General features: G+C 65.7%; 24 protein-coding genes and 1 pseudogene. 13 read left to right on the top strand and 12 right to left on the bottom strand.

The annotated features are described in order from the left end of the window. Positions 1–13: 13 nt before the first annotated feature. Together BST27_RS09485 and BST27_RS09490 are read right to left on the bottom strand one after the other, a co-directional pair. Entirely contained in the window at positions 14–2140 is a 2127-nt protein-coding gene (locus BST27_RS09485) for an amylo-alpha-1,6-glucosidase (protein WP_069418824.1), read from the bottom strand. After that, a complete protein-coding gene (locus BST27_RS09490) occupies positions 2137–3318 on the bottom strand; it encodes a glycosyltransferase family 4 protein (RefSeq protein WP_069418864.1) in 1182 nt (393 codons plus the stop codon). Before BST27_RS09490 ends, BST27_RS09485 begins: the two co-directional genes overlap by 4 nt. Positions 3319–3722: 404 nt before the next feature. Here BST27_RS09490 and BST27_RS09495 point away from each other — a divergent pair, with 404 nt between their 5' ends. The 5 genes from BST27_RS09495 (at position 3723) to BST27_RS09515 (ending at position 7735) form a co-directional block, all read left to right on the top strand. Continuing rightward, positions 3723–4247 carry a PE family protein gene (locus BST27_RS09495; protein WP_069418825.1) on the top strand — a complete coding sequence of 175 codons (525 nt, stop codon included), beginning with the start codon at positions 3723–3725 and terminating at the stop codon, positions 4245–4247. A 367-nt stretch (positions 4248–4614) separates the two neighbouring features. After that, positions 4615–4971 carry a hypothetical protein gene (locus tag BST27_RS09500; RefSeq protein WP_069418826.1) on the top strand — a complete coding sequence of 119 codons (357 nt, stop codon included), beginning with the start codon at positions 4615–4617 and terminating at the stop codon, positions 4969–4971. A 140-nt stretch (positions 4972–5111) separates the two neighbouring features. Further along, positions 5112–6107 (top strand): alpha/beta fold hydrolase, encoded by a 996-nt coding sequence (locus tag BST27_RS09505; protein ID WP_069418827.1) that lies wholly within the window; start codon positions 5112–5114, stop codon positions 6105–6107. A gap of 45 nt (positions 6108–6152) precedes the next feature. Then, positions 6153–6890, top strand: a complete 738-nt coding sequence (locus BST27_RS09510; RefSeq protein WP_079219550.1) for a DUF998 domain-containing protein — start codon at positions 6153–6155, stop codon at positions 6888–6890. Then, positions 6887–7735, top strand: coding sequence for an alpha/beta fold hydrolase (locus BST27_RS09515; RefSeq protein WP_069418828.1), 849 nt, complete (start codon positions 6887–6889; stop codon positions 7733–7735). Before BST27_RS09510 ends, BST27_RS09515 begins: the two co-directional genes overlap by 4 nt. Here BST27_RS09515 and BST27_RS09520 read toward each other — a convergent pair. Beyond that, positions 7721–8548, bottom strand: coding sequence for an alpha/beta hydrolase (locus tag BST27_RS09520; protein WP_232007247.1), 828 nt, complete (start codon positions 8546–8548; stop codon positions 7721–7723). The two genes, BST27_RS09515 and BST27_RS09520, sit on opposite strands and share 15 nt — an antisense overlap. 158 nt (positions 8549–8706) lie before the next feature. Here BST27_RS09520 and BST27_RS09525 point away from each other — a divergent pair, with 158 nt between their 5' ends. From BST27_RS09525 to BST27_RS09535, 3 genes are all read left to right on the top strand, one after another. Then, complete coding sequence (locus BST27_RS09525; RefSeq protein ID WP_069418830.1) at positions 8707–9045, top strand: DUF732 domain-containing protein; 339 nt, start codon at positions 8707–8709, stop codon at positions 9043–9045. 169 nt (positions 9046–9214) lie between these two features. Then, entirely contained in the window at positions 9215–9895 is a 681-nt protein-coding gene (locus BST27_RS09530; RefSeq protein ID WP_069418831.1) for a thioesterase II family protein, read from the top strand. 134 nt (positions 9896–10029) lie between these two features. After that, positions 10030–11238, top strand: coding sequence for a PE family protein (locus BST27_RS09535; protein WP_069418832.1), 1209 nt, complete (start codon positions 10030–10032; stop codon positions 11236–11238). Positions 11239–11263: 25 nt separating this feature from the next. On the opposite strand, the gene BST27_RS09540 is transcribed toward BST27_RS09535, so the two are convergent. The 4 genes from BST27_RS09540 to BST27_RS09555 form a co-directional block, all read right to left on the bottom strand. Beyond that, positions 11264–11761, bottom strand: a complete 498-nt coding sequence (locus BST27_RS09540; RefSeq protein WP_462357771.1) for an Rv2253 family sensor-like surface protein — start codon at positions 11759–11761, stop codon at positions 11264–11266. Between the two features lie 34 nt (positions 11762–11795). Further along, on the bottom strand, positions 11796–12326 hold the full coding sequence (locus tag BST27_RS09545) for a DUF447 domain-containing protein (protein ID WP_069418833.1): 531 nt from the start codon (positions 12324–12326) through the stop codon (positions 11796–11798). A gap of 30 nt (positions 12327–12356) precedes the next feature. Then, entirely contained in the window at positions 12357–12842 is a 486-nt protein-coding gene (locus BST27_RS09550; RefSeq protein ID WP_197518100.1) for an NUDIX domain-containing protein, read from the bottom strand. 83 nt (positions 12843–12925) lie between these two features. After that, positions 12926–14149 (bottom strand): PucR family transcriptional regulator, encoded by a 1224-nt coding sequence (locus tag BST27_RS09555; protein ID WP_069418867.1) that lies wholly within the window; start codon positions 14147–14149, stop codon positions 12926–12928. Between the two features lie 133 nt (positions 14150–14282). Between BST27_RS09555 and BST27_RS09560 the strand changes: the two genes are divergently transcribed. Both BST27_RS09560 and BST27_RS09565 read left to right on the top strand, forming a co-directional pair. Further along, positions 14283–15812: a flavin-containing monooxygenase gene (locus BST27_RS09560; protein ID WP_069418835.1), complete on the top strand. Its 1530-nt coding sequence runs from the start codon at positions 14283–14285 to the stop codon at positions 15810–15812. Continuing rightward, positions 15809–16726: an alpha/beta fold hydrolase gene (locus BST27_RS09565; RefSeq protein ID WP_069418836.1), complete on the top strand. Its 918-nt coding sequence runs from the start codon at positions 15809–15811 to the stop codon at positions 16724–16726. Before BST27_RS09560 ends, BST27_RS09565 begins: the two co-directional genes overlap by 4 nt. Here BST27_RS09565 and BST27_RS09570 read toward each other — a convergent pair. Continuing rightward, on the bottom strand, positions 16691–17569 hold the full coding sequence (locus BST27_RS09570; protein WP_069418837.1) for an LLM class flavin-dependent oxidoreductase: 879 nt from the start codon (positions 17567–17569) through the stop codon (positions 16691–16693). The genes BST27_RS09565 and BST27_RS09570 overlap by 36 nt on opposite strands. A 37-nt stretch (positions 17570–17606) precedes the next feature. Between BST27_RS09570 and BST27_RS09575 the strand changes: the two genes are divergently transcribed. Together BST27_RS09575 and BST27_RS35010 are read left to right on the top strand one after the other, a co-directional pair. Further along, positions 17607–18020 (top strand): VOC family protein, encoded by a 414-nt coding sequence (locus BST27_RS09575; RefSeq protein ID WP_069418838.1) that lies wholly within the window; start codon positions 17607–17609, stop codon positions 18018–18020. A gap of 60 nt (positions 18021–18080) precedes the next feature. Further along, a pseudogene (locus BST27_RS35010) lies at positions 18081–18167 on the top strand (VOC family protein); the annotation flags it as partial. Here the strand turns inward: BST27_RS35010 and BST27_RS09585 are convergent. The 4 genes from BST27_RS09585 to cysD are packed head-to-tail and all read right to left on the bottom strand — an operon-like array spanning position 18164 to position 22168. Next, positions 18164–18643, bottom strand: coding sequence for an Rrf2 family transcriptional regulator (locus BST27_RS09585; RefSeq protein WP_069418839.1), 480 nt, complete (start codon positions 18641–18643; stop codon positions 18164–18166). The pseudogene BST27_RS35010 and the gene BST27_RS09585 overlap by 4 nt on opposite strands. 17 nt (positions 18644–18660) lie before the next feature. Next, complete coding sequence (locus BST27_RS09590; protein WP_069418840.1) at positions 18661–19389, bottom strand: 3'(2'),5'-bisphosphate nucleotidase CysQ; 729 nt, start codon at positions 19387–19389, stop codon at positions 18661–18663. Next, on the bottom strand, positions 19386–21239 hold the full coding sequence (gene cysN / locus BST27_RS09595; RefSeq protein ID WP_069418841.1) for a sulfate adenylyltransferase subunit CysN: 1854 nt from the start codon (positions 21237–21239) through the stop codon (positions 19386–19388). The genes BST27_RS09590 and cysN overlap by 4 nt, the downstream gene beginning before the upstream one ends. After that, positions 21239–22168: a sulfate adenylyltransferase subunit CysD gene (gene cysD, locus BST27_RS09600; protein ID WP_069418842.1), complete on the bottom strand. Its 930-nt coding sequence runs from the start codon at positions 22166–22168 to the stop codon at positions 21239–21241. The genes cysN and cysD overlap by 1 nt, the downstream gene beginning before the upstream one ends. Positions 22169–22304: 136 nt before the next feature. On the opposite strand from cysD, the gene BST27_RS09605 reads away from it, so the two are divergent. Then, positions 22305–22757: PaaI family thioesterase (locus tag BST27_RS09605; RefSeq protein WP_083148447.1), on the top strand; the 453-nt coding region annotated here is incomplete at its 3' end.

The raw sequence follows: 22757 nt of genomic DNA on the forward strand, positions 1-22757 counted from the left end.
GCGGTCGGCCGGGTCAGTCAGAACCGGTCAGGAGCTCCCAGTCGGCGGGCAACCCTTGCGTCTTGACCTGCTGTCCCTCGGCCTCGATGTGCACCGTCAGGTTGCCGAGTCGCAGATCGGTGAGTACGACGCGTCCCCAGGCGGCAGGCAATTGGGCCGCCACGGACAAACGTCGGTGTGGCACGTCGGGGTCCAGACCCAAAAACGATCGCAGCAACAGCAGCGGCGCGGCGCTCGCCCAGGCTTGCGGGGAACACGACGTGGGATAGGGCACCGGGGTGCGGAACTGGGAGCGGGGGAAGCCGCAGAACAACTCGGGTAATCGCCCGCCGAACGCCTCCGCCGCGTCGAGCAGGCCGGTGGTCAGCCGTTCGGCGAGTGCGACGGCGCCGGGCAAATGGCGGTACCGCAGCAGTCCGGCCACCGCGATTGCGGTGTCGTGCGGCCACACCGAGCCGTTGTGGTAACTCATCGGGTTGTAGGCGCCCATCGTCGTCGCCAACGTGCGCAAACCGAACCCGGAGTCCATCTCGAGGCCCGAGAGCCGTTCGATGAGCACCGCGGCATGCTCGTCCGACGCAATCCCCGTCCACAGGCAATGGCCGACATTGCTGGTCAGTGCATCAACCGGGCGTTTTCGGCCGTCCAGGGCGAACGCGTACCAGCCCTGTTCGGGCAGCCAGAAGGCGTTGTGAAACTCCCTGCGCAAGGTTTGCGCGCGCTCGCGCAACAGCGCCGCCGCGGCCGCGTCGCCGAACGCGTCGGCGAGCTCGGCCCGCCCGAGCAACGCGGCATAGAGGTAGCCCTGGGCTTCACACAGTGCGATCGGCGGGTCGGCCGCACGCCCGGCGGCGTCCGCGAGGGCGTTGAAGCTGTCCTTCCACCCCTGGTTGATCAGGCCACGGTCGGTGGCGCGCTGATATTCGATGAAGCCGTCGCCGTCACGGTCGCCGTAGCGTTCCGCCCAGGCCAGTGCCGCGTCGGCCGCGGGCAACAGCGATCGCACGGCTGATTCGTCGGCGCCCCATCGCCAGCTTTCCGCCAGCAGCATCACGAACAAGGGCGTGACGTCGATCGACCCGTAATAAATGCTGCCGCCCAGGACATCGTCACTGGCAGGGCCGCGGCGGATCTCGTGCATGATCCGGCCCGGTTCTTCCTCGGTGATCGGGTCGACGCGCCGGCCCTGCAAGTCGGCGAGTCGCTGCAGCGTGCCTATCGATAACCCGACCTCCAAGGGCAGGGCCATCCATGCGGTCAGAATGCTGTCGCGGCCGAACAGCGTCATGAACCACGGGGCCCCCGCGGCGACGAACGAGCGGCCACGGCCGGTTTCGTCGTGCATGAGCAACGCGCCCAGGTCGCTTTCGGTCTGGCGCAAAACCTGCGTCAGCAGCGGGTAGTCGGTGACGACGGTGGTCGCCGTGCTCCGCCACGCCTTGATCTTGCGGGCCGGAGCACTGGAATGCACGTCCTCGCCGCGCGTGAACCGCGTAGTGATCTTCTGGTTGGCCCACGTCGGCTGCACCACAATCTCGGTCTGCCAGCGCCCCCGCGGCGGCACCACCACCCGCCAGTTCAGCGAACCGGGCAGCACGATGGGGTCACCGGTCGCCGCGACCGTCAGGCCTCGCACCTGATCACCCGGCTCACGCAAGACGAGCTCGCCGTCGACGACGGCCATGTCGGCACCGGGCACCGCGACACGCCCCGCCTTGACCTCGAATAGATCGGCGAAGTCGGCGTCGGCATGCAGCTCCAGCGACACCACAGTGCTCTCGTCGTCGAGGTTGTGCAGCGAAATGGTTTCGCGGAGCCCGTCGGCGATCAACCGCTCGCGAACCACGAGCAACGTGCTGTCGGCTCGTCCGGCGCGCGGTGCCCGACGCAGAATGAATTGGGCCGCAAAGGCTTCCGTCGGCTCCACGGACAACGACTCGGGGGCCTGGCCGTCGACCCGCAGTTCCCAACGTGACAGCACCCGCGCGTCACGGAAGAACAGTCCGTGTGACGTGCCGAGCAGCACGTCGCCACGCCGGTCGGAGAGGCAGAATGTCGCCCCTTCGACCAGTGTCACGTTCTCGGCGCCCGAGCCGATCTGGGCGGGGGCACCGGTGTTGAACCCGCCCGAAGCAGTCATGCAGTGGCCTTGTCACTCAGTTCCCGGACCAGCGAGCGCTGCGCCGTCGGTTCCACCATTCCTGATGTTCCGGACTGAATCACGTGCTGCCGCTTGACCTTTCGATAGATCCGCTCGTAGCCGCTACCCAGTCGCACGACGTCGAAGTTGGTTGCGACATGGTGGCGGCAGGCCTGCGGATCGACGGTGGACGCCTGTTCGATCGCGGCCGGCAGGTCGGCGGGATCGTCGCGGACGAAGCCCGTCACACCGTCGACAACCACCTCTGGCACCGCGCCACCGCGCAGCGCGACAACCGGGGTACCGCACGCCATCGCTTCGATCATCACGATCCCGAACGGTTCCTCCCACTGCACCGGGAACAGCAGGCACCGCGCTTCGGCCAACAGCTTGCGCTTGCTGACCGCGTCGGCCTCGCCGAACAGATGGTCGGTGTCAGTGAGCAGCGGTCGCACACATTCCTCGAAGTACTCCTTCTCCGCGGGCTCGCTGCACTTGCCGGCGAGGACGAGCGGAATACCCGCCTCGTGCGCGGCCTGCACGGCCAGATGCGCGCCCTTGTACGGCGCGAACCGCCCCAGGAACAAGGCGTAGTCACCCTTGTCCGGCTGATACGGCCAATCGTTGATCCGCAACGCATTGTGTACGCGCCCAACCCAATTCAGGTCGGGTGCCAGTTCGCGCTGACGGTCACTGATGGCCACCAGACCCACGTCCGGGCCGAGTTCGCGGTAGTACGGGTACAGGTCGTCATCGACGGGCCCGTGCACGGTCGCCACCACCGGCAGCCCCATGGCCTGATAGGCCGGTGCGTTCAACGGGCCGGCGAAGGTGTGGTCGTGCACGACATCGACACCTTGGTCCGCCGCGATTCGGGCGATCGCGCTGCGCACCTTCAACGCGTGCATCACCTCGGGGTAGGGCTCCCCCAACCGCTCCGGCATCGTGCGGCTCCACAACGGCACGAACTGCGCCGCGGTCCGCCCCTTTCCGGCACCGATCACGGTGACGTGGTGGCCGCGCGCGACGAGGGTGTCGGCGAGGTCGGCGACGACGGCCTCGACACCGCCGTAGCCGGTCGGCGGGATGTCGAAATACGGCGGTGCGACCATCACGATCCGCAGTGGACGAGCGGACTCCGCACCATCAGACCAAAACACGAAATCAGCACCGCGCATGGACATTTCCCTCCCTCCGCTTCACCACACGCGTTAGCACTCTCCCTCTATGAGTGCCAATTATGGTCAGAAGGGCGCAGTTCGCAAGTCCCCACCGGTGGGGCCGCCCTCCCCATACAGGGACCTCTCCGTCTTCGGCGGCTGATGAACGAGTGGGGCCTCCACCCGACGCCGAATGTGTGGCGCGTGCACTCGGAATCGCCTTCGGCGGGCAACCTGCCCCACCTTCGGCGAACTCGGTGCGAGCGCCCTTCGATGCAGGTCACCCGATAGGGATTATTGAAAACATCTGCGGTGCACTTTATTTGAGTGTTCGGCGACGACTTGGAGCAAAATTGCTGGATACGGCCAGCCCACGCGATACTCTTGCCACTTTGGCGGCCCGATGATGAGCGGGGGCAGACATGTCGAATGTGATCGCAATACCTGGTCTGATGGCCACGGCGGCAGCGGATTTGGCAAATATCGGTTCGACCCTGAGTGCAGCGCATGCGGCCGCCGCCCCCTCGACGAGCACACTGCCACCCGCGGCCGCTGATGAGATCTCGGCAAACATCGCTCAACTGTTCTCGGCGCACGCCCAGGACTACCAGGACCTGGCCGGGCGAGCGGCCACATTTCACCAGCAGTTTGTCGATAGATTGACCGCCGGCGCGGCCGCGTATGGCAGCGCCGAGTCGGCTAACACCGCCGCGTTGCAACCCGCTCTTGAGATTGCCAGCACGATTCCCACCGCCGCCGCCATCCAGATCCCAGCGCTGAACAGCTTCGTTGCCGCGCTGAATCTACTGCTCACCATCCTGCAGAATCCGTTCGGCTTTTTTATTGGGCCGATCATCGCTGCAGCGGTCGAAATCGTCATTTCGCTCGTTCTCCGGACCCTCATTGCCGCGATCGGCGGGATCACCTTCACCGTGCCGACTGCTTGAGCAGACATAGGTGGCGGCGATAAGCCGCTACCCCGAATCGGTCGTTGACGGCCGCTGACACTTATCCAATTCACAGCTTCCGCGACGCGCGCCGCAGATACTATTTGCGCAGCGTGAGCGTAATTTGCTGATCAACCACTCCAAATGGTTTCGATCCATAGGAGTCGTCCATGAGCGTGCTTGGACATGCGGAGTTGTCCGCCGCCCCGCTGATCCTCTATACATAAGTTGCGCATGCGCAATTAACTTGGCGAAAGGCTGGTAGATGAGGTTCAACAGGCTCGCCGCGACCGCTGCACTACTATCCAGCCTTTTGCTCAGCGCGAGCGCCGGGGCACAACCATCAGCCAGAGCCGAGGTCCCGGTCATGGAAGGTGTCTATACCTACCTGGACGAGGACGGGGACACCTCGACCTGGACCATCCGGACGGTGTGCTCCCCTCAGTGCGTCGCCCATGTGACAACGACGCCGGGCCATGGTTTCGCCGCTCCCCTGGTCAACGGTCGTCACACCGTGACAAGGACGGTCCCGGACGGCATCACATGTCCCGCCTACATGCTTGGCGACAACGGTTCGTTGTGGGATGGCGGCGTGTATCCGGTCACCGTCCACCAATGGTGGGATCCGGCCTCGCTTCGCGGTGAAGCCGACTTTTTGAGCAGCTCAGCGTGGTGCGGCATTCCCGACCCGCATGACACATTCACCCTCACGCGCATCGGCTAGCGACTGACGTGCCGGCGCGGCGCCGCCGCGGACCGAGGGCCTCAAGATCTCTGCAAGGATTCCGCAAGCGCTGCCCTGGAAGCTTCTTTCTAACAGGCCGGCATGCCGGCCCTCCCGGGGGAAGAAAGGGACCGACCACCATGGGCACCACGCCACGCCGCCACCTGCGGCCAGTACGCGACATCAGCGCACCCACACTGCACCACATCACCATCCACGGCCACCGCCGCGCCTTCCGCATCGCCGGATCCGGCCCGGTGATCGTGCTGCTGCACGGCGTCGGCGACAACTCCACCACCTGGCAACCCATCCACACCAAACTCGCCCAACGCTTCACCGTCATCGCCCCTGACCTGCTCGGCCACGGCGAATCCGACAAGCCCCGCGCCGACTACTCCCTGGCCGCCTTCGCCAACGGACTACGCGACCTACTCACCGCCCTCGAGATCGACCGCGTCACCCTGATCGGGCACTCCCTGGGCGGTGGCATCGCCGCACAGTTCACCTACCAATACCCCGAAATGGTCGAACGCGTCGTGCTCGTCAGCGCCGGCGGCGTCAGCACCGACGTCAGCACCGCGCTACGCTTGGCCGCCCTGCCCGGCGGCGCCGAAGCCCTCACCGCCCTGCAACTGCCCGGCGCCCTGCCCGCCGTCGAACTGCTCGGCCGCACCGTCGGAAAACTCTTGGGCGCCAACAAATTCACCCGCGACCTACCCAGCCTGCCCCGCCTGGCCCGCGGCCTGGCCAAACCCGGCGCCGTCGACGCCTTCGCCCGCACCCTGCGCTCGGTGGTCGACACCCGCGGCCAATACATCACCATGCTCGACCGCACCTACCTCACCCAAGACCTGCCCATCCAGATCATCTGGGGCAACGACGACATGATCATTCCCGTCAAGCACGCCCACCTCGCCCACCAGCACATCCCGGGCTCCCGGCTGGAAATCTTCGAAGACTCCGGACACATGCCCCACGCCGACCACCCCGACCGCTTCGTGCGCATCGTCGAACAATTCATCGACAGCACCGAACCCTTCACCTACGACCCCGACCTCCACCGCCTCGCGCTGCAAACCGGCGTCCGCCAGGTCCCCGACTACGAGCGGGATGACAACGAGTCCGACCTCGCTTAGTAACGTTTATGTAATAGAAGTCCGTAAACGGGGCATTATGGCTTAATGGCCGTGCCCCAACGCACCGACTTGGCGCCGCATACCCCGAAGCGGTGGTCGCTGTCGCTCACCCTGCGATGGGTCGCCACTGTCGGCGCCGCGGTGGGCGCGGTGCTGTACTCCAACTGGTTGCTCGAATGTGTTTTCACCCGCACGTTGCTGCCCGATCCGGACTTGTACATCAGTGAATTCGCCGCCGCCGACCAGCCGTACGGGGAGTGGTTTCGGGCCTGCGATCTGGGCGCGGCGATCGTCCTGCTCATCGCGACGACGGCGGCCCTCATCGGCGTCGGGGGCACGCCGTGGACCAGACGGGGATGGTTGGCGCTCGGCGCTTTCGCCGTGGCCACAGCCCTGGACAGCACTGTGTGGAGGCTGGTGTGCGCGCCAAGTTCGGATGCCGCGTGCGCAGCCCGCGAAGCCTCGAACACAGTGCCGATAGGCCATCAACTGCACTGGCTCAGCAGTGGGGTCGTGCTGGTCGGCGCCATCGCATCGTTGCTGGCCTTCGCCGTGGCCGACCGCCGCGAATTCGCGCCGGCAGGGGTGCGCAAACTCGGTCTGTCCATGTTGGGAGCCCTGGTGGGCACTGCGATAGCGACCGGCATCGCGATCCTCATCGAAAACGCTCACGTGATTGGGATGGTGGGGGTCGCGCAGCGCGCCGAGTTGGCCGCGTTCGCCGGCTGGCTGATCTACGTCGCGATCCGCACGGCTCGGATAAGGATCGACTCCGGCCCATGATCGAACGCGTCGATGTCGAAGTCGACGGCTACCGCGAGCAGATCCGCATCGACGGGAACAGCGGCCCGGTCGTGCTGTTGTGCAGCGGCCTCGGCGGTCGCGCGCTGCACTGGAGCGACACGGTCGCACACCTTGCGGATGACCACAGGGTCGTGCGATTCGACCGCCCGGGCACTCCCGTGACGCCAGCGCCGGCCAGAAATCGCCGCTGCACGGTCCGAGGCGAGGCAGACCGCATTGCCGCCGTTCTGGACGCGGTGCCGCGGTCGGAAGGTGCAGTGCTGGTGGGACATTCCGTCGGCGGCTTCTTCGCCGAGGCGTTCGCCCGTTTGTACCCCGGGCGAACCGGCGCGCTACTACTCTTGGATTCCAGCGTCGCAAACCCCCGGCGGCTCACGTTGCCGAGCCCGGTGAAACTGGCCGCCGCCGACGTCACCGCGACGTTGCTGAGCAAACTGCGCCTGGACCGCCCCCTGGCGCACGCCGGCCTCACCCTGGTGCAACGGCGGCGTCCCGGCGGTCTCGATGCCCGGATGAGGTCGGAAATACGAAACGCGGCAACCGAACCCGGATTCCTACTGGCATTGCTCACCGAGGAAGTCGCCTATCCCGACCTGGCCGCCGAGCTGTGCGGGCTGCGAGCCCGCCACCCGCTGCCCCCGATACGACGCATGGTGGCGACGGCCCACACCGGCTTGCGCACCCACTTCTGGCGCAATCAGCAGATTCGACTGGCTAAAACCCTTGAAGCAGAACACGTTACGATTTCTCCCGCCGGACATCTGGTGATGATCGAACACCCCCGGCGCACGGCCGACCTCATCCGCGTTCTAACCCAGGATTGAAAGCCAGTTGTCCATTCGTTCGGCGACTTGCCGCCATCCGGGTTCCAACATCATGTCGTGGCCCATGCCTGGAAAGATCGTCATCTCCGCGCCGTAAGTCGATGCAGTGCGCTGGATTTGGCTTTGCGCAACGATCTTGTCGTGCTCGGCGCCCAGCACCAGCGTCGGGATCTGGTGGACCCGGTGCGTCTTGACCAGATCGAGGACGAGCATGTCGAGAAAGCCCAGATAACCCTCGTCCTGCAATCGTTGCTGATAAGAGTTGACCTGCGCATCCGGCACCGCATCGGAAAACAGCAGGGCTCGAGCAATTTTCGGGTTCGCAACCAGCGGAGCCAGTCTCAGCCTGGCGTTCACCTGCGCGAACTCAACCGGATGGTGGGTTGCGATGTAACTGGTAACCCGAAGTACGCCGTTGGGCGGAATGGGCGCGAGAAGGATGGCGCCGGGGGCGCCGTCGCGTTCCAGATAGTGCTGAACGACGAAGCCCCCCATCGAATGTCCCACCAGGATCGGCTTTTTCGGGAGTTGCGCAGCCACCTCGGCGACGTCGTCGACGTAGTCGCCAATGCGGTTCCAGCGCAGACGTTCACGACCAGAGCTTCCCCCGTGGCCGCGCAGACTCAGGGCCACCGCGCGGTATCCGCGGGCCGCGAAGAAGTCGAGAAAGTGCTCATCCCAGCACCAAGCGGCGTGCCAGGCCCCATGAACAAACAGCAATGGCAGCGGGTGCTCATCGGTGCTCCGGCCTTTGTCAATCACTTCGAGCATGTGGTCAAACCCTCGATTCATTACGGCATTGGCCGCCGCCATCCTCTCAGTTGACCAGCGGTTATGACGGCGGGAGCGCCATCACAGCGGCATATCAATTCCGACAAGGATCCATTGAGAATCCCTCAAGAGCCGGGGCCGATTCTTTGGACAACGCAATCCCGCGTCAACCACCACCACATCAGTACACGGAGACCAAAATGTTCAACCGCCGTTTCGCTGCTTCCCTGGCAGGCACCACCTTGACCGCCGCCACGCTCGGCTTGGCCGCACTCGGCTTCGCCGGAAGTGCCGGCGCAACTACCACGACGGATGACGCCTTCCTCGCCGAGATCCAGGCGGACGGAATCACGCCGCCGAGCGCGGCGCGCGCCATCAGCGAAGCCCACGCCGTCTGCAAGGCCCTCGACGCGGGCCAGTCCCCCTCGGAGGTTTACGCCGGAGTCGCCGAGCGGACCGGCTTGAGCGCCAAGGGATCCAAGACATTCGCCGTCGACGCCGCCAAGGCTTACTGCCCGCAGTACGTCACCTCCACCTAGGACCAACCACCCACGATGCGGGACCCGAAATGGGTCCCGCATTTGCTTGTGCGGGGTCGACGCGCGCGGGCCTAGGCGACGCAAGAAATACGCAAGGATCCGCCAAGGATCCATCAAGGGCCGTGCGTGATCGTGAATTCAGCAAACATGGATTAGGAAGGCAAGTACCGTGAGGCTGTTTTGCTTTCACCACGCCGGCGGCGGCGGGTTGGTGTTCAAGTCTTGGAGCAAGGTGCTGGCGCCGGATGTCGAGGTCGTTCCGGTTGAAATCGCCAACCGGGAGCGGTTTGCCACGCTGCGGGAGCTGGTTGCCGAGGTGAACGAACAACTTGGCCCGCTGCTCGACGAGCCGCACATGTTCTTCGGTCACAGCTTCGGCGCCCTGTTGGCGTACCGCCTGGCGTGCGCGCGGGCCGAAGCCGGCGCCGTCCTGCCCCGCGCGGTGTTCCTGTCCGCCTACTCGCCACCGCACCTGCCGCCTCCGCTGCACATGGTGGACGAACTCGACGACAGCCAGCTCGCGACCTTCCTGTCCCACATCGGCGGAATGCCTTCGGGTTTGACGCGTTGGCCGACCCTGCAGGAACGGGCTCTGATGACCGCTCGCCACGACTTCCGGCTTTGCATGACCGACGAGGAAGAGTTCGCCCCCGAACTGCCGTGCCCTATTCATGTCTTCGGCGGTGACGAGGACCCGCTCGTCAGCGAGGCCGACTTGCGCGAATGGCGTGGGCGGACCTCTGCGGACTTCTCGGTGCAGATCCTCCGCGGCGGCCACTTTTACCTGCGGGACCGCCAGCCGTTGCTGCAGACCCTGCAGCCATTGCTGTCGACGGTCGCGGCCGCCTGAAGCGGTTCGGCAATCGGACAAGTATCCAATTGCTGAAGAAAAATTAACGAAACCGTTCACCGGATGTTTAATGCGGTCGACTCGGGCCGACCTCCCCTTCTACGGATGTCGAACAGTCCGAGGGGAGTTGACCGATGTCATTTGTCATCACTGCACCGGAATGGATCCGGTCTGCGGCTCAGGATCTGGCAAGCATTCGCTCGGCCTTGACCGAGGCATCCGCTGCCGCCGCATATTCGACCGCAACGATCGCGCCGGCCGCGGCCGACGAAGTGTCGTCGGCGATCGCCGCGCTGTTCGGCAACTTCGGCCGCGAGTATCAACGCGTGAACACCCTGGCCCAGGCGTTTCACAGGGAGTTCGTCAACGTGCTGAAGTCAAGTGCGGGAGCCTATCTCGGCACTGAACTCGCCAACGCGCGCGCCGCCGTCGCGCTTCCCGCGGACCCGATACCCGGATTGCCGGAGTTCCCGGGGTTTCCGGGCCTCCCGACGGTGCCGGGGTTCGGCTTCAGCTCGAGCGGTACCGGGTGGAGTGCCTTTACCGGTCCCTATGAACAACTCGTCATCAACACCACCGCGAACCTGCAAAGCCTCGGCAACGGCTGGACGTCAAACCCTGTGCCGTTCCTGCGCCAGGTCATCGCCAACCACACGGGCTACGGTGAGATCGTCTCCACCGCCTTCGGTAATGCGATGCAGGAGATGGGCACTGGGGGCGCCGGGCCGCAAGCCGCCTTGACCCATCTGCTTCCTATCGGCACCATCCCGGGTTACCTGGGGCAAAACGCTGCGAACCTGGTCAAGACAATCTTCGACTTCTCCTACTCGGTCGGCGTCGACACTGCGACACCCGCCGTCGGACCGGCATTCTTCGGGTTCCCCGTGGCGCTGGGGCTCAGCCTCATCGGGTCGCCGGTCACCACAATCAGCGCAATTGGTGCCAGCGCAGCGGCATTCTCGGCGGCGGTGCAAACGGGCGACTTCATTGGGGCCGCGGCGGAACTCTTCACAGCGCCGGCCGTTGTCGCCAACGGATTCTTGAACGGCCAGGTGATGCTGGGCATGAGCCTGCCGCCGCTGTCCTTGCCTCTTGGTCAGGCACCGATGGCACTCGCCATTCCGCTCGGCGGACTCCTCACGCCGATGTCGACGACGAGCGTCATTATCGGGCCGGCCGACGGCCTCCTAGTCGAGCCTCAGCTGACGATTCCGCTCGGCGGGACGGGCATTGGCGGAATCCTCCCCGCGCTGCTGAATTGGGCTCCGCAACAACTCGCTCAGGCGATCGGCGCGCCGATACCTCCGCAACCGCCGGTAGCCATTCCGACCGTTCAAATGTGACCAGTCGGGGGCGCCGGGCCCGGCGTCAGGACGGCATGGCCGCGACCGGCATCTCGACGCTGCCACGGCACGGCCCACTGGCAATGTCGGTGTGCCAGATCCCGCGCAACGTCCCGTCGGATTGCGGTGTGTAGAAAGCCCATGACCGTGCGGGCGCCCAGACTTTCGGGACGCCCTCCCCCATGTAGCAATCCCATTGGAAGTCGAAGCGCTCGACCCACCTGGTCCCATCCCAGGTGTAATGCGACGGTTGGGGCAGCGTCGGATTCTTGGGTTTCGGTCCGTTGGTGGCCGTCGCAACACACGCCGAGGCCGAACACGTCGTCTGAAAAACGTAGTCGGCGCTGAAGCTCGGTTCCGCCTGACTGGCGGCGACGCTGGTGCCGGTCTTTTCGACGGCGTAGCGCACCAGCGAGTACTTGCCATTCCACACCGGTGCCGTTGCATGCGCCGGCGCGGCAGCGGCGAGCATCACGACCACCAAGGTGCCGCGCAGCGCAGCTACACAAGAGGATCGCACCAACTACATCCTGCTGAGCGCATGACGCAACCGGGTATCAGTCCAGTTGAAATTTGGTGGCACCCAGCGGTTCGGATGTCCCGAATGCGAATACCGTCGACACCGTCAGGCGGTAGAGGTACCACGGCGGTGGGCCCGCCGACGGGGCGCTGTAGCCCGCCGTCAACGCATCGCCCTCGACCCGAGCGGGCCAGCCGTCAGCAGCGAAAGCTTCAGCTGCAGTGCGCAATTCATCGGAGTCGGTAACGCGATCGGCTTGACCTTCGAGAACGAGGTCGAAAGGCTCGGTCGCGACACTGATCACGCAACGGGCATCGCGAGTCAGGTTGCGGGACTTCCGCGTTGCCGGGCCCGATGTGAAGTACCAACGACTTCCGGACACGATCACCCCGACGGGCACCACATGAGGGCGGCCGTCTGGGTTGATCGTGCTCAGCCACATGGTGTGACGCTGCGGTCCCCCAGTTCCCGGCGCTTGCGGCAGCTGGCTCGCCAGCACCGATTCGACACGGGCCCATTCAATGGTCGGCGCCCCGTACCCGTCGAGGTTGCACTCTGTGATGGTCATACACCTACAGACCGAGGGCGGCGCCAGAATTCATCGGCCGCGCAACAGAAACAGGCCGTAGGCCGCGATCGACTGCGAATCGACGATCACTCCCGCGCGAATCATCCGTTCCACTTCGTCGCGCGCGAACCACTCGCTGCGCATGTCCTGTTCTTCATGCTCGCGTGCGGCCTCGCCCTCCGAGATCCCGGTAGCCAGGAACACCCACCCGCGCTGGCTGGTCATCCCGGGTGCAATGTCCACCTGACCCAATGCCTCCATGGACGCCGCGAGCAACCCCGTTTCCTCGCGCAGCTCACGCCGGGCCAGTTCGGCCGGTTCGAGCTCGGCCAGGCCGGGTGCGGTCCCCTGTGGGAACTCCCAGCGCCGCGCGCCCACGGGATACCGGAACTGTTCCACCAGCCGGAAGCGTCGCCCGTCATACGGGATCACCAGGGCATAGGTGGGCTTGTCCACCACGGCGTAGATGCCACTACTGCCGTCGGGTCGGCGGATGTCGTCCTCGCGGAGCACCATCCACGGATTTCGGTAGATCTCGCGGGACGCTACGGGTTCGATGAAGGGCACCCTCCTAGTGTGGGCTTAGCGTGAGCCGGGCATCACGGCTGCCCGCGCCAGCGCAGCACATCCAACGCGGCGGCGACCATGACGCTGCATTCCGACAGCGGCCTGGGCAGCAGCTCGTCGGCGCGGGCCAGCCGCCGGAACAGGGTATTGCGGTGGGTGAACAGACGCGCCGCCGCGCGGGAAGCGTTGCACTGCTCGTTGACGAAAACCCTTACTGTGTCCTGCAATTCGCTGTCGGCAGATTCGAGGTCACCCAAAGCGTAATGGACGAACTCGGCGGCCCGGTTGGTGTCGGCGGTGATGAGCGCGGTCAGATAAACCTCGCCGAACAGCGCAATGCGCTGCGGTGACTGCAAGCGCGCCATCATCTGCTGGGTGGTGACGGCGTCGAAATGGCTGCGTCGAAATCCGTCGATACCGGCGGCGGTCGGTCCGACGGCCACCCGGACGTCGGGCAGCGCCTCGACCGCCTGCCTCAGCGGACCGATATCTGGCTGGTCACCGGCCTTGTTGCCGGGCACCCAGACCCAACGGGTAGCCGTGCTGGCCAGCACGATCAGCGGCCGCGCGCGGGTGGCATGACCGAACGCCTCGGCGACCTTGTCCAGCCGAGAAAGATCACCGGCCGGGGTGTCGCTCCAGATGACGGCGGCGGTGTGGGTGCCCGTCAGGGCATAGCCGAGGCGGTCCTCGGCCCGCCGCCGGGGTATGGGCGCGCCATCGAGGATGAGTGCGACGGTCTCGCGACGATCGGCGTGGCTGCCACGGGTGAGTTCGTCCCGCTCCGACTCGATCTGGGCGGCGATGGCGGCCAGCGTCGTGTCGACGAACGCACTGATCGAGCGCGAGCACACATCGAGCGCCTCGTGGAGTTCGTTGGGATCGGAGGTCAGCTCGAACGCGATCTCCATCAGTCGCCGCCAGGCCACCCCTTCGCCCACTCGGTAGGCGTCGAGCGTGTAAGCCGTGAGCCCCCTGCGGACGAGCTCGCGTGCGACGTTCATGACTTCGGGCCCGGTGTTCGCCGGCACCGGCGCACCGGGGTCGCGCACGTTGGCCGTTCCCCAGCAGTAGAGGTTGTCCCGGTTGCTTCGGCTCACGGCAGCCGCCAGCTCCGGGTCGGCCGCGATCATCGGGCTGGCCGCAAGCACCGCACGGTCGAACTGCTCGAGCCACTCCCGCTGCGGGCTGACGACGATCTGCGCGATCTGCCGGATCAGCTCTTTACACCGAGGTGATGGCGGTTTCCACGGCATCGGCTCAGGATAGCCCCGGTGGTGCATTATGCACCATTACAGCGCGATTTTGAGTCATTTTGCGCTATCGCGACCGGGCCTGGAAACGGGACGATTCGAGTATCGAATCCAGCATCATCCCAAGGAGCCACCAATGGACCGCACCGCAGGCAATGTCGCCAGTCAGGTCGAGCACGTCGACGTGTTGATCGTCGGCGCCGGGATCTCCGGCATCGGCGCCGCCTACTACCTGCAGAAAGACCACCCGGGTCGGACCTACGCGATCCTCGAGGCGCGCGGCGCCACCGGTGGCACCTGGGACCTGTTCCGCTACCCGGGCATCCGGTCGGACTCCGACCTGCACACCTTCGGCTACGAGTTCAAGCCGTGGCAGGACGACGACGCGATCGCGAGCGCCGACAAGATTCTTGCCTACCTGCGTCAGACCGCTGCTGAGAACGGGATCGACGAGAAGATCCGCTTCCACCACAAGGTGCTGGGTGCGCAGTGGTCCAGCGCCGAAGCGCGCTGGATCGTCGACGCAGAGAACGTGCAGACCGGCCACCTCGTGCAGTTCAGCGCCAACTGGATCTTCATGGCCGGCGGCTACTACCGGTACGACCAGGGCTACACCCCCGAGTTCAAGGGCCGTGACCGCTTCGTCGCCGGCGGAGGGCAGATCGTGCACCCGCAGCACTGGCCCGAGGACCTGGACTACACCGGCAAGAAGGTGGTCATCATCGGCAGCGGGGCGACCGCGGTCACCCTGGTGCCGGCGATGGCCGGCACGGCCGGACACGTGACCATGCTGCAGCGCTCACCGACCTACATCATGCCGGTGCCGGCGAAGGACACATTCGCCAACACCGCCAAGAAGTTGCTCGGCGACAAGCGCGGGTACGCGCTCTCGCGACGGAAGAACATCCTGCGGCAGCGTGTGGTGTACCAGTTCTGCCAGACGTTCCCCGGCGCGGCCAGGAAGGCGATCCGCTACCTCAACGCCAAGCAATTGCCCGCGGGCTATCCGATCGACGAGCACTTCAACCCGACCTACAACCCGTGGGACCAGCGGTTGTGCGCGGTTCCCGACGGTGACATGTTCAAAGCCATCCGCGACGGCAGCGCCTCGGTGGTGACCGATCGCATCGCGACGTTCACCGAAACTGGCATCGAGCTGGAGTCGGGCAAACACCTGGATGCCGACATCATCGTCACCGCAACGGGTTTGAACCTGCAGCTGCTCGGAGGGATGTCGTTGAGTATCGATGGCGAGCCGGTGGACCTCACCAAGTCGTTCGCCTACAAGGGCATGATGCTCTCCGGTGTGCCGAACTTCGCGTTCGCCGTCGGGTACACGAACTCGTCGTGGACGCTCAAGGTCGGGCTGCTGTGCGAACACTTCTGCCGACTGCTGGCCCACATGGACGCCCACGGTTACGACACCGCCCGTCCCGAGGTCGACGATCCGGACATGGAAGCACGTCCGCTGCTGGATTTTTCCGCCGGATACGTGCAACGCGCGGTACACCTGATGCCCAAGCAGGGCAATGACGCACCGTGGCTGATGTCCTCGAGCTACTACGACGACGTCAAGTTGCTGCGTGGCCGCCCGGTGGTGGATCGACACCTGCACTTCAGCACTGCCCACGCCTCCCGCACGGCCCCGGTGGCGGTGTCGGCATGACCGATCGTTTCTGCCCGGCCGGCGCCGGCAGGCAGGTGTGCTACCGGACGGACGGTGATCCGTCCGGTAGCCCCCTGGTCTTGATCGCCGGCCTGACGCTGGACCTGACCTCGTGGCCTCGGGAGATGATCGATGGCCTTGTTGCCCAAGGGTTTTACGTGATCCGCTTCGACAACCGCGACGTCGGCCGCACCACCCCGGCCACTACCCCGCCACCGAGCCTGTGGCGCCGGGCGCTCCAGCGTCCCCGCCAAGACGGTTACGACCTGGCCGACATGGCCGGCGACGCCGTCGCGGTGCTCGACCACCTCGGCGTCGAGCGGGCCCACGTGGTCGGAATGTCGATGGGCGGAATGATCGCCCAGACGATCGCGGCCCGCTACCCGACCCGTACCTTGTCATTGACGTCGATCTTCTCCACCACCGGCAGCCGACGGGTCGGACAAGCCGCGATGTCGACGCAGCTCTTGCTGGCCAACCCCGGCTCGCGGACCCGCAAGGAATTCATCCGCAAGCACCTGCGGCTGGTGGAACACTTGGCGGGCAAGGGGTTTGCCCCTGACATGTCGGCGGCGGCCGAGTACGCGACGAGAGCCTGGGATCGGGGCCTGCGTCAGGCAGCCGGAGCCGGTGTCGCACGGCAGATCAACGCCGTCTACAAGTCGGGTGACCGCACCGCGGAACTACGCCGAGTCACCGCGCCTACATTGGTGATTCACGGCGATCGCGACCCCATCGTGCATCCCAGCGGTGGCCGAGCCACGGCGGCGGCCATCAGCGGCGCCCGGCTTGTCACCATCGCCGGCATGGGTCACGACCTGTCACCCGGGGTCATCGACCGCCTTGTGGCGTTGATTGCGCAAGTCTCGCAGTGCACCTCAGAGTCGCGCGGCGACGTCGGCAGCACGGTGTAGTTGCTCGAGATCGGAACTTGTTGGGATGAGCTGGATTTCGTCGGTACCGATCGCCTCGAATCTCCGAAATACTTGCAGCAGCTCGTCTTCGCTGCCGGCCCAGCCGGTCGTCGGCGCCATGGCGTCGACGTACTCCGCAGGTATCCAGTTCATGTAGCGGCGCAGGTGCCGATGCACTTGCGAACGCGCTTCGTCGGGCGATCCGAACGCGAACCAGAACGACGTCGTCAGCTGGGGTCTAGGCTTGCCTGCCTCTGCCCAGGCCGCGCGCGCCACGTCGAAGAGCTCGTTCTGCTTGGCGACGTCGAGATCCAGGGTGGTACCAGCCATGCCGTCGGCCCAGGCGGCTGCGCTGCGGACGGTCTTGGGCCCGATGGTGCCCACTAACAGTGGCGGGCCGCCGGCCTGGACCGGCAATGGGCCGACCGGCAGGGTCGAGTCGGTGACCTTTTCCCCGGCCCAGACCCGCTTCAACACCGCCACCCGTTCGGCCATGCCGCGGATCGTCTGCGTCTTGGGATCGGCGCCGACGGCGTGATAGTCCTCGTGCCTTCCTCCGACGCCGACACCGACGGTCAGGCGCCCGCCGCTGAGCATGTCGCCCGTTGCGAGCGCCTTGGCAAGCATGACCGGGTCGTGCAGCTGGGGCACGATCACCGTCGTCACCAGTCGCACCCGCTGCGTCCACGCGGCCAACGCCCCGAGCAGCGTCAGGCTGTCGGGATTGTCGAATGCGATGCGTTCGCCCCAGCACAGCGAGGAGAACGGGCCCTCGTCGATGGCACGAGCCCAGCTGTGCAACACGGTGGCGTCGAGGGCGGGCTCCATCACGGGCATGGTCATACCTATCTGCACAAAGCGATTCTGGCAGCATGGGGTGATGGGTCTAGCGAGCGCGTCGATTGCGCATGTCCGGCTGACAGTCACCGATATCGAGCGATCGCGGCGGTTCTACGAGAGCGTGTTTGATTGGCCGGTGCTGATCGAGCTTCCCGACAATGCCGACGAGGCGACTCGCGAACAGCTAGGTTTCCTGTTCGGTGGCGTCATCTACGACCTGGGTGGCGCGCTGCTGGGACTTCGACCGGTGGGCAGCGAACCCTTTGACGAGAACCGCACCGGCCTGGATCACATCGCTTTCCGGTTGGGCAGTCGGGCCGAATTGGACGCTGCCGCTGCGCATCTCGACAACCTTGGCATCTCACACGAGCCCGTCAAGGACATTGGGCCGCTGTACATATTGGAGTTCCGCGACCCGGACAACATCGCGCTGGAGCTGACGGCGTCGAAGTAGCGGGTGTGACTCGCCGCGAGCGTGCGCAGAATGACGGCGGATACGGCGTGTCGCTGTACCAACACGCACGCTCGCCGAGTCTACTTCCCCGATCCCGCCGGACATTCGATGGAGATTCTCACCCGCCCCTATGGCTCGGGCGGCTAACCGCCCGTACTGCGGTGTCGCTTGCTCTCCTGATCGCGATAGTCGTCGGCCATTTTCGCCACATGCGCCGGCAACGCATCGGCGGCGACGTCGGCCAGCGTGGTTTCCTCCAGCACCGAGCGCATGCTGGCCCGCAGCGCCCGCCAGACGTCGGTCAACGCCACGGTCGGGCCGGAATAAGGCAGGTCACCGAGTCCGATGTCGCGGACGCTGGCCAGCGGTCCGTCGATGCAGCGCAGCACGTCAGCGATGCTGATTTCGTTTGCTGGACGGGCTAATTCGTAGCCGCCCTCACGGCCGCGGTGACTGCGCACCAAACGGTCCGTGCGCAGGTTGGTGAGGATGTCGACGAGGAATTGCGGCGGTATTCCTTGCGCCTGCGCAATATCGTCGGTCTTTACCAGCGTGCCGGGCTCGGCGGTGGCGAGCTGAACCATCGCCCGCACTGCATATTCCGCCTTGGCCGACATCCGCATGCCACGAATTCTGCCAGCTAGCCGGTTACACTCAGCACCGCGTCGGCGTACTCCGGCCGGCACACCACCAGATCGGGCAACAGCGGATCGGGCCGGTTGTATTGCAGCGGAGACCCGTCTAGCCGCGACGTGTGCAGACCGGCAGCGCGCGCCACCGCCACCGGTGCGGCGGAATCCCATTCATATTGACCGCCGGCGTGTACGTAGATGTCGGCCAGTCCTTGGATGACCGCCGACACCTTGGCCCCGGCCGATCCCATCTCGACCAGCGTTCCGCCGAGGCTGTCGCGAACCTGCAGAGCGATTGCCGGCGGCCGAGTACGCGACACCACGATCCGCGGCGGGGCGGGATTCGGGGCCGGTGGGTCGACGTCGGGGGTCGACAACGTAACACCTTGCGCCGGAAGCGCGACGGCGCCCGCGACGAGCTCACCGGATTCCCACAGCGCCACGTGCACGGCCCAGTCCTGCCGCCCGAGTTCGGAGAATTCCCGGGTGCCGTCCAGTGGGTCGACGATCCACACGCGCTCGGACCGCAGGCGCACGGGGTCGTCGGCGCCCTCTTCGGACAGCACGGCATCGTCGGGGCGACGCTTTGCCAGCGCGGCCATCAGGAAGTCATGCGACCGCTTGTCCCCCGCGGCCTTTCGCTCGGCTTCGGTCGCGTCGGCCAACTCGGTGCGCACACCGAGCAACAGCTCCCCGGCCTGCGTCGCCAATTCGGCGGCCAGCTGGTGATCGCTCATGAAAACGATTCAATCAGGTCGAGCACGGCCTGCGCTTGTTCCTCGAGCGTGTGGTCCACAGTGAGCCGCAGGTCGGGGTTCTTCGGGCGCTGATAGGGGCTGTCGATCCCGGTGAAATGGGTGATCTCGCCAGCCCGCGCTTTGGCGTACAGCCCCTTGGGGTCCCGGCGCTCACATTCCTCGATCGGCGTGTCGCAGAACACTTCGAAGAACGGAAATCCCGCGTCCACGTGGACTTTACGGGCCATCTCGCGGTGCTCGGCCAGCGGGCTGATCGCGGGCACCAGCACGATTTGTCCGGAGTCGGCGAGCAGCGTGGCGACATGCGCCAGCCGGCGCAGGTTCTCCGCGCGGTCGGCCATGCTGAAACCGAGATCGGCATTCAAGCCGTGCCGCAAGTTATCACCATCGAGAACATAAGCGGGAATACCCCTTTCGAGCAGCTTCTGCTCGACCAGCATGGCCACCGACGACTTGCCGGCACCCGACAGCCCGGTGAGCCACAGAGTCTTGCCCTTGGTGGCCCGGTCTTCGGCCGTCACCAACGACTTGTGCCGCACCGTGTTGGGGCTGGCGGTGTGTGTCGAGACGTCGCGCAGGATCATGCCCGCGGCCACCGTGCCGTTGGTGTCGGGGTCGATGAGGATGAACGAGCCGGTGGTGGCATTACGGGTGTACTCGTCGAGGAGCAAGGGCGACTGGGTGCGCAGCGAAACCCGGCCCAGCTCATTGAGTTTCAGCGCCGCCGCCGTCTTGTCCCGGTGCAGGGTGTTGACATCGAGGCGATAGTCCAGCGCGGTGATCCGCGCCCGCGTGGTCCGGGTGGTGTGCTTGATGATGTAGTCGCGGCCGGGTTCGAGCGCGGAGTCGTCCGCCATCCAACAGACGGTGGCGTCGAAAGACTGCGCGATTCTGGGCTGATTGTTGGCACGCGCGATCATGTCGCCGCGCGAGATGTCGATGTCGTCGGCCAGGCTGATCGACACGGCCATCGGCGGAAACGCTTCCTCCACAGGGCCGGTCGGACCGTCGATGGCTGTGATCCGGGTGGTCTTGCCGACCGGCAGTACCACCACCTCGTCGCCCGGCCGCATCACTCCGCTGGCCACCGTGCCTGCGTAACTGCGGTGGTCCTGATGATCAAGTGTGTGCGGGCGGATGACGTACTGCACCGGGAACCGCACGTCGACCAGGTTGCGGTCACCGCCGATGTAGACCTCTTCGAGGTGCGACAGCAGCGAAGGCCCCTCGTACCACGGCGTCTGGTCCGATTTGGTGACCACGTTGTCGCCGTGCAGCGCCGAAAGCGGGATGGACGTCACGTCCTGCACGTCGAGGCGCGCCGCAAACGCGTGGAACTCGTCGCGGATCGCCTCGAATTTCTCTTTGTCCCAGTCGATCAGGTCCATCTTGTTGACCGCCAGCACCAGGTGGCGGATGCCCAGGAGAGAGGCCAGGAACGCGTGCCGGCGGGACTGCTCCAGCAAGCCGTGCCGCGCGTCGACCAGGACGATCACCAGCTGAGCGGTCGACGCGCCGGTGACCATGTTGCGCGTGTACTGGATGTGACCAGGGGTGTCGGCGATGATGAATTTCCGCTTGGGCGTGGCGAAATAGCGGTAGGCGACGTCAATGGTGATGCCTTGTTCGCGCTCGGCCCGCAGCCCGTCGGTAACCAACGCCAGATCCGTGTAGTCGTGACCGCGCTCCTTGGATGTTCGCTCTACCGCGGCCAACTGGTCTTCCATGACCGCTTTGGAGTCGTAGAGCAGGCGCCCGATCAGCGTGGACTTGCCGTCGTCGACGGAACCGGCGGTCGCGAGGCGCAAAAGCGTGGTGGGAGCGGCCATCAGAAATACCCCTGCCGTTTACGGTCTTCCATGCCTGCTTCCGAGATCCGGTCGTCGGCTCTGGTCGCGCCACGCTCGGTCAAGCGGGTCACCGCGGTTTCGGCAATGACCTCCGAGACGGTGGTGGCTTCTGATTCCACGCACCCGGTGCAGGTGACGTCACCGACGGTGCGGAACCGCACCGTGGCCTCGAATACCTTTTCGCCGGGGCGAGGCCGCAGGTAGCGGTGTACCGCCAGCAGCATCCCGTCACGCTGAAAGACCTTGCGCCGGTGGGCGAAATAGATCGCGGGCAACTTGATGTTTTCGGCGCCGATGTAGGACCAGATGTCGAATTCGGTCCAGTTGGACAGCGGAAAGACGCGGATGTGCTCACCCTTGTGGTGGCGCCCGTTGTACAGACTCCACAGCTCGGGCCGTTGATTCTTCGGGTCCCACTGGCCGAACTCGTCGCGGAAGCTGAACACCCGTTCCTTCGCGCGGGCCTTTTCCTCGTCGCGCCGGGCTCCCCCGAAGGCGGCGTCGAACTTGTTCTCCCGGATCGCCCGCAGCAGCGTCACGGTCTGCAGCGGATTGCGCGACGGGCTGGTCTCGACCACGCGGCCGGCGTCGATGTCGTCCTGCACCGATGCCACCACCAGGCGCACGCCGGATTCGGCGACCAGTTCGTCGCGGGTGGCCAGCACCTCGTCGAAGTTGTGGCCGGTGTCGACGTGCATCACCGGAAACGGCAACCGCCCCGGGCGGAATGCCTTGAGCGCCAGGTGCAACATCACGATGGAGTCCTTGCCGCCGGAGAACAACAACACCGGCCGTTCGAACTCTGCGGCCACCTCCCGGATGATGTGGATGGCCTCGGCCTCCAATGAGCGCAGATGGCTCAATTCGTACTGGCCGGGCGCGGGGCCGGCGTGCACCGTACTGGTCATAAGGACCTAACTATTTGTCCGTAAAGTTGGTAGATTTGACCATATTTATGATCATTACCCAGTTATAGAACCAGTCCCGGCCGGTCATGTCAACGAATGACTGTTGCCCCCGCTGGGCGTGCGACAGCATGGACACATGGCTGACCCCGAACCCGACGCGCCGCCGAGCGGGCGCGACGTCATTGCTCAGTTCCTGCCGGCATCGCCATTCGTCGCGAAGCTAGGAATCGTCGCCGAACGACTCGAGGCCGACGGCGTCCGGCTGCGACTGCCGTGGGATCCGTCCAACGTCACCGTCGGCGACATGGTGCACGGCGGGGCTATCGCAACCCTCGCCGACGTCACCGTGATGGCCGCGGCGTGGTGCGGCGCGCAGGCGCCACCCGACCTGCGGGGGGTCACCGTATCGATGACCCTGGACTTCATGGCACCCGCGCGCGCCACCGACGTAATAGGGATCGGCCGCGCCGTTAGGGGGCGGCCGGGGGGGGGGGACTGCGCGGGCGCCCAAGTGGCCCCCCCGGGGAAGCTGGTTGGGGAAAGCCTAGCCCCCGACAAGGGGGGGGGGCGGAACCCCCGTTTGACACGT

Source organism: Mycobacterium intermedium (assembly GCF_002086275.1).
Taxonomy (GTDB): Bacteria; Actinomycetota; Actinomycetes; order Mycobacteriales; family Mycobacteriaceae; genus Mycobacterium; species Mycobacterium intermedium.

Excerpts from the sequence above, each read along its gene's own strand:
- BST27_RS09485 (WP_069418824.1), bottom strand. The coding sequence starts at position 2,140 with ATGACTGCTTCGGGCGGGTTCAACACCGGTGCCCCCGCCCAGATCGGC.
- BST27_RS09490 (WP_069418864.1), bottom strand. The coding sequence starts at position 3,318 with ATGCGCGGTGCTGATTTCGTGTTTTGGTCTGATGGTGCGGAGTCCGCT.
- BST27_RS09495 (WP_069418825.1), top strand. The coding sequence starts at position 3,723 with ATGTCGAATGTGATCGCAATACCTGGTCTGATGGCCACGGCGGCAGCG.
- BST27_RS09500 (WP_069418826.1), top strand. The coding sequence starts at position 4,615 with ATGGAAGGTGTCTATACCTACCTGGACGAGGACGGGGACACCTCGACC.
- BST27_RS09505 (WP_069418827.1), top strand. The coding sequence starts at position 5,112 with ATGGGCACCACGCCACGCCGCCACCTGCGGCCAGTACGCGACATCAGC.
- BST27_RS09510 (WP_079219550.1), top strand. The coding sequence starts at position 6,153 with ATGGCCGTGCCCCAACGCACCGACTTGGCGCCGCATACCCCGAAGCGG.
- BST27_RS09515 (WP_069418828.1), top strand. The coding sequence starts at position 6,887 with ATGATCGAACGCGTCGATGTCGAAGTCGACGGCTACCGCGAGCAGATC.
- BST27_RS09520 (WP_232007247.1), bottom strand. The coding sequence starts at position 8,548 with ATGGCGGCGGCCAATGCCGTAATGAATCGAGGGTTTGACCACATGCTC.
- BST27_RS09525 (WP_069418830.1), top strand. The coding sequence starts at position 8,707 with ATGTTCAACCGCCGTTTCGCTGCTTCCCTGGCAGGCACCACCTTGACC.
- BST27_RS09535 (WP_069418832.1), top strand. The coding sequence starts at position 10,030 with ATGTCATTTGTCATCACTGCACCGGAATGGATCCGGTCTGCGGCTCAG.
- BST27_RS09545 (WP_069418833.1), bottom strand. The coding sequence starts at position 12,326 with ATGACCATCACAGAGTGCAACCTCGACGGGTACGGGGCGCCGACCATT.
- BST27_RS09550 (WP_197518100.1), bottom strand. The coding sequence starts at position 12,842 with ATGGTGCTCCGCGAGGACGACATCCGCCGACCCGACGGCAGTAGTGGC.
- BST27_RS09555 (WP_069418867.1), bottom strand. The coding sequence starts at position 14,149 with ATGCCGTGGAAACCGCCATCACCTCGGTGTAAAGAGCTGATCCGGCAG.
- BST27_RS09560 (WP_069418835.1), top strand. The coding sequence starts at position 14,283 with ATGGACCGCACCGCAGGCAATGTCGCCAGTCAGGTCGAGCACGTCGAC.
- BST27_RS09565 (WP_069418836.1), top strand. The coding sequence starts at position 15,809 with ATGACCGATCGTTTCTGCCCGGCCGGCGCCGGCAGGCAGGTGTGCTAC.
- BST27_RS09570 (WP_069418837.1), bottom strand. The coding sequence starts at position 17,569 with ATGACCATGCCCGTGATGGAGCCCGCCCTCGACGCCACCGTGTTGCAC.
- BST27_RS09575 (WP_069418838.1), top strand. The coding sequence starts at position 17,607 with ATGGGTCTAGCGAGCGCGTCGATTGCGCATGTCCGGCTGACAGTCACC.
- BST27_RS09585 (WP_069418839.1), bottom strand. The coding sequence starts at position 18,643 with ATGCGGATGTCGGCCAAGGCGGAATATGCAGTGCGGGCGATGGTTCAG.
- BST27_RS09590 (WP_069418840.1), bottom strand. The coding sequence starts at position 19,389 with ATGAGCGATCACCAGCTGGCCGCCGAATTGGCGACGCAGGCCGGGGAG.
- cysN (WP_069418841.1), bottom strand. The coding sequence starts at position 21,239 with ATGGCCGCTCCCACCACGCTTTTGCGCCTCGCGACCGCCGGTTCCGTC.
- cysD (WP_069418842.1), bottom strand. The coding sequence starts at position 22,168 with ATGACCAGTACGGTGCACGCCGGCCCCGCGCCCGGCCAGTACGAATTG.